We start from the raw sequence: 4,250 nt of genomic DNA, 5'->3' as shown, positions 1-4,250 counted from the left end.
CGACGGGCGTCTCGGCCGCCAGGCGCTCGCGCAGCGCCAGCACCTGGGGTTCGAGGTGGCTGTAGTGGGCCAGCGTCCAGTCGCCGCCGATGCGCAGGCCGGTGGCGGCATCCGTGGGGCTGCTCTGGGACGGGGTCAGGTAGGGCCGGGTCATGGCCCACAGCTTAGCCTTGCCCGGGCTCGCCCGGCCAGTGGCGCGCGGCGAGCGCGCTTACAGGCAGTTGCAGGTCGAGTTCAGACAACTGCGCCAGGCGCCGCGGCCCTAGCCTGGGCAGGTTCTGTCACCCCGCTCGAGGAGCCCTTATGCAACCTATCACCGTATTGCGCGACACCCAGCCCGTTCCCGTGCTCGACGCCTGCAAGTGGCAACGTCTGGACGGCGAGCCGCACACCGTCAACCTCAACGCCTACACCTCGGAAGACGGCAAGAAGATCATGGGCACCTGGATCTGCACCCCGGGCAAGTGGCGGGTGGCCTACGACAAGTGGGAGTACTGCCACTTCCAGGAGGGCTACTGCATCATCACCCCGGACGGTCAGGAGCCGATCCACCTGCGCGCCGGCGACATCTTCATCGTCGAGCCGGGCATGTGCGGCACCTGGGAGGTGGTGGAGACGGTGCGCAAGTATTTCGTCTTCGCCTGAGCCGGCAACACCAAAGATCGGCTGACAGCACGATGGGCTAAGGTAAAGCTCTGTCACCCTTAGTGCAGGGCGAGCCCCCCATGTCCATCGAACACCTGGATGTCCTGATCGTCGGCGCCGGCCTGTCCGGGGTCGGCGCCGCCTGTCACCTCAAGCGCCTGTGCCCGGGCAAGCGCGTCGCCGTCCTCGAAGGGCGCGAGGCGCTGGGCGGCACCTGGGACCTGTTTCGCTACCCGGGCATCCGTTCCGACTCGGACATGTACACCCTGGGCTACAACTTCAAGCCCTGGAGCGACCCGCAGGCCATCGCCGACGGCCCGGCGATCCGCCGCTATATCGAGGACACCGCGCGCGAGCACGGCGTCGATCGGCTGATCCGCTACCGTCACCGCGTGCTCGAGGCCGACTGGTGCAGCGCCAGCGCCACCTGGCAGCTGCTGGTGCAGCGCGGCGACGAGGCCGAGCCGCTGCGTATGAGCTGCCAGTTCCTGATGATGTGCACCGGCTACTACCGCTACGAGGCCGGCTACACCCCGGATTTCGCCGGGCGCGAGGATTTCCAGGGCAGCTTCATCCACCCGCAGCTATGGCCGCAGGACTTCGATTACGCCGGCAAGCGCGTGCTGGTGATCGGCAGCGGCGCCACTGCGGTGACCCTGGTGCCGGCGCTGGCCGAGCGCGCCGCGCAGGTGACCATGTTGCAGCGCTCGCCCAGCTACGTGATCAACCTGCCGCAGCGCGATGGCCTGTCCAACGCCCTGCGCCGGGTGCTGCCGGAAACCTGGGTGTACCGCCTGGCGCGCGGGCGCAACGTGAGCCTGCAACTGCTGTTCTACAAGCTGGCCAAGGCCTGCCCCAACCTGGTCCGCCGGCTGCTGCTGGGGTTGGCGCGGCGCCAGCTCGGCGCCGGTTTCGACATGCGCCATTTCAGCCCCTCGTACAAACCCTGGGATCAGCGCGTCTGCGCAGTGCCGGACGGCGACCTGTTCCGCGTGCTGCGTCAGGGCAGGGCGACGGTGGTCACCGCCGAGATCGAGCGCTTCACCGCTGGTGGCGTGCGGCTGAAGAGCGGTGAGGAGCTGCCCGCCGACGTCATCGTCAGCGCCACCGGCCTGCAGCTGCAGCTGTTCGGCGGCATCGCGGTGAGCGTCGATGGCGCGCCCTTCGAGGCGCCGCGCAGCATGGGCTATCGCGGCATCATGCTGCGCGACCTGCCCAACCTGGCGGTGATACTGGGCTACACCAACGCCAGCTGGACGCTCAAGGCGGACCTGTCCAGCGAATACTTCTGCCGCCTGATCCGCCACCTGGATGCCATCGGCATGCGCCAGGCGACCCCGCGCGATAGCACGGGCGACGTACGCCCGGCCCCCTTTCTCGACCTCAAGTCCGGCTATATCGAGCGCGCCGCCCACCTGCTGCCGGCGCAGGGCGACCGCGCGCCGTGGAAGCTGCACCAGAACTACGCCCTCGACCTGGCGCTGCTGCGCTACGGCAAGCTGGAGGACGGCTACCTGCAGTTTTCCCAGCCGAGCGCCGCGCAGGACGAGGCGCTGGCGACCTCCTGAACGGCGCCGTCCATGGCGATTTTCCTACAGCGATTGACGCCGTTTCGCGGCTTAACGGCCTGGCACTGCGCCACTACACTTTTGCCGACTGTGTCACGGATGAATCACTTGGCGTCATGGCACTTTGCCTTGCGCCAAACCCGCCTGAGAAGGACTCGGCCATGAAGGAACAGCGTCACCTGCCCGCCCTGCGGGCCCATATCGAGCAACTGCTGAACAAGGGCTGGGTCATTGCCAGCCGCAGCCCGCTGACCCTGCAGAACGGTCACCGCTGCTACCTGGTATCCCACGGCATGCTGATCAGCGAGTCCGCCAGCCGGGCCGCCTGAGCCGTCCCGCGCATTTTTCCCAACCGCTGCGCCGCCTTTCCCCCTTGGCGCGGCGGGGCTTTTGGTTACCGGATATTGCATCCACTGCCCGCCCGTTCGCCTCTGCGCCTCCCTGAACAGGGGCCTGTAGCCCTTTCGCCTCTCCCTGCACCTGCCCTTCCGCGCCCGGCAACGCCTTGGTCTGCGCGGCGTCTGTGCCTATAACGAACGGACTGCGTTCGTCCCGTCACAGAGGAGCCACGCCATGCCCAGTCGCCGCCGCTTTCTCCAGCACAGCGCCAGCCTCGCCGCGTTGACCGCGTTGACGCCCTGGCTGCCCGCCGGTGCATTCGCCGCCGGCAGCCTGTTGCAGCGCCAGATTCCCAGCAGCGGCGAGCTGCTGCCGGTGATCGGCCTGGGCACTTCGCGCACCCACGACGTGGCCCTGAACGAGGCGGCGCTGGCGCCGCTGCGCGAGGTGCTACGGACCCTGGTCAACGGCGGCGCCAGCCTGATCGACACCGCGCCCAGCTACGGCCGCGCCGAGGCGGTGTGCGGCGCGCTAGCGGCCGAGGACGGCATGCGGCGCAAGCTGTTTCTCGCCACCAAGGTGTCCTCCACCGGGCGATCTGCCGGCGAGCGCCAGCTGGCGGCCAGCTTCGCCGCGCTCAAGACCGACATCCTCGACCTGGTGCAGGTGCACAACCTGCAGGACACCGCCACCCAGCTCGGCCTGCTGCGCGAGCTGAAGCAGCAGGGGCGGGTGCGCTATATCGGCATCACCCACTATCTCGACTCCGCCCACGAGCGCCTGCTCGAGGTGTTGCGCCAGGAGCCGGTGGATTTCGTCCAGTTCAACTACTCCATCGGCGAGCGCAATGCCGAGCGCGAGCTGCTGCCCTACTGCGCCGACAAGGGCATCGCGGTGCTGATCAACCGACCGTTCCAGCGCTCGGCGCTGTTCGACCGGGTGCGCGGCAAGGAGCTGCCGGATTGGGCCACGGTGGAGCTGGATGCCAATTCCTGGGCGCAGCTGATGCTCAAGTTCATCCTCGCCCACCCGGCGGTGACCGCGGTGATTCCGGCCACCTCCAACCCGCGCTACATGGCCGACAACCTGCTGGCCGGCCAGGGCCGCCTGCCCGACGCGGCGCAGCGTAAGCGCATCGCCGAGCTGTTCGCCTGAGATGACGGCGCTTGAGCGGCGCCTGGCGCGGGCGATCAATGCCGAGGAGCAGGAGCTGGCGGCGGTGCTGGCCGGCTTCGCCCTGTTCTTCTGCCTGTTCGCCGGCTACTTCATGTTGCGGCCGATTCGCGAGGCCATGGGCATCGCCGGCGGGGTAGAGAACCTGCAGTGGCTGTTCAGCGCCACCTTCGTCGCCATGCTGCTGGCGGTGCCGCTGCTGGCCTGGCTCAACTCCAGGGTGCCGCGCATCCATTTCATCGACTGGGTGTACGGCTTCTTCGGCCTCAACCTGCTGGCCTTCGTCCTGCTGTTTCGCCTCGATCACGACAGCGTCTGGCTGGCGCGGGTGTTCTACGTGTGGATCTCGGTCTACAACCTGTTCGTCATCTCGGTGGCCTGGAGCCTGATGGCTGACGTGTTCGACGGCGCCCAGGCGCGCCGGCTGTTCGCCTTTATCGCCGCCGGGGCCAGCGTCGGCGGGCTGTGCGGCCCTTTGCTGAGCGCGCTGCTGATCGGCGCGCTGGGCGAGGCCGGGCTGATGCT

Annotated in this window: 4 protein-coding genes and 1 pseudogene; all 5 read left to right on the top strand. The window is 68.3% G+C overall.

The genetic code is table 11. From position 1 onward, the window contains the following. The first annotated feature begins 303 nt into the window (after window positions 1-303). Complete coding sequence (locus N878_RS13715; protein ID WP_021444215.1) at window positions 304-645, top strand: cupin domain-containing protein; 342 nt, start codon at window positions 304-306, stop codon at window positions 643-645. A gap of 80 nt (window positions 646-725) precedes the next feature. Further along, window positions 726-2,213, top strand: a complete 1,488-nt coding sequence (locus N878_RS13710) for an NAD(P)/FAD-dependent oxidoreductase (protein ID WP_021444214.1) — start codon at window positions 726-728, stop codon at window positions 2,211-2,213. A gap of 161 nt (window positions 2,214-2,374) precedes the next feature. After that, complete coding sequence (locus N878_RS28985; RefSeq protein ID WP_021444213.1) at window positions 2,375-2,542, top strand: hypothetical protein; 168 nt, start codon at window positions 2,375-2,377, stop codon at window positions 2,540-2,542. Between the two features lie 244 nt (window positions 2,543-2,786). Further along, on the top strand, window positions 2,787-3,707 hold the full coding sequence (locus N878_RS13705; protein WP_021444212.1) for an aldo/keto reductase: 921 nt from the start codon (window positions 2,787-2,789) through the stop codon (window positions 3,705-3,707). A gap of 1 nt (window position 3,708) precedes the next feature. Beyond that, window positions 3,709-4,250, top strand: a pseudogene (locus N878_RS13700) (MFS transporter); the annotation flags it as partial.

It is taken from the genome of Pseudomonas sp. EGD-AK9 (assembly GCF_000465935.2).
Taxonomy (GTDB): Bacteria; Pseudomonadota; Gammaproteobacteria; order Pseudomonadales; family Pseudomonadaceae; genus Aquipseudomonas.
This window is presented reverse-complemented; position numbering and strand designations above follow the sequence as displayed.

Excerpts from the sequence above, each read along its gene's own strand:
- N878_RS28985 (WP_021444213.1), top strand. The coding sequence starts at position 2,375 with ATGAAGGAACAGCGTCACCTGCCCGCCCTGCGGGCCCATATCGAGCAA.
- N878_RS13715 (WP_021444215.1), top strand. The coding sequence starts at position 304 with ATGCAACCTATCACCGTATTGCGCGACACCCAGCCCGTTCCCGTGCTC.
- N878_RS13710 (WP_021444214.1), top strand. The coding sequence starts at position 726 with ATGTCCATCGAACACCTGGATGTCCTGATCGTCGGCGCCGGCCTGTCC.
- N878_RS13705 (WP_021444212.1), top strand. The coding sequence starts at position 2,787 with ATGCCCAGTCGCCGCCGCTTTCTCCAGCACAGCGCCAGCCTCGCCGCG.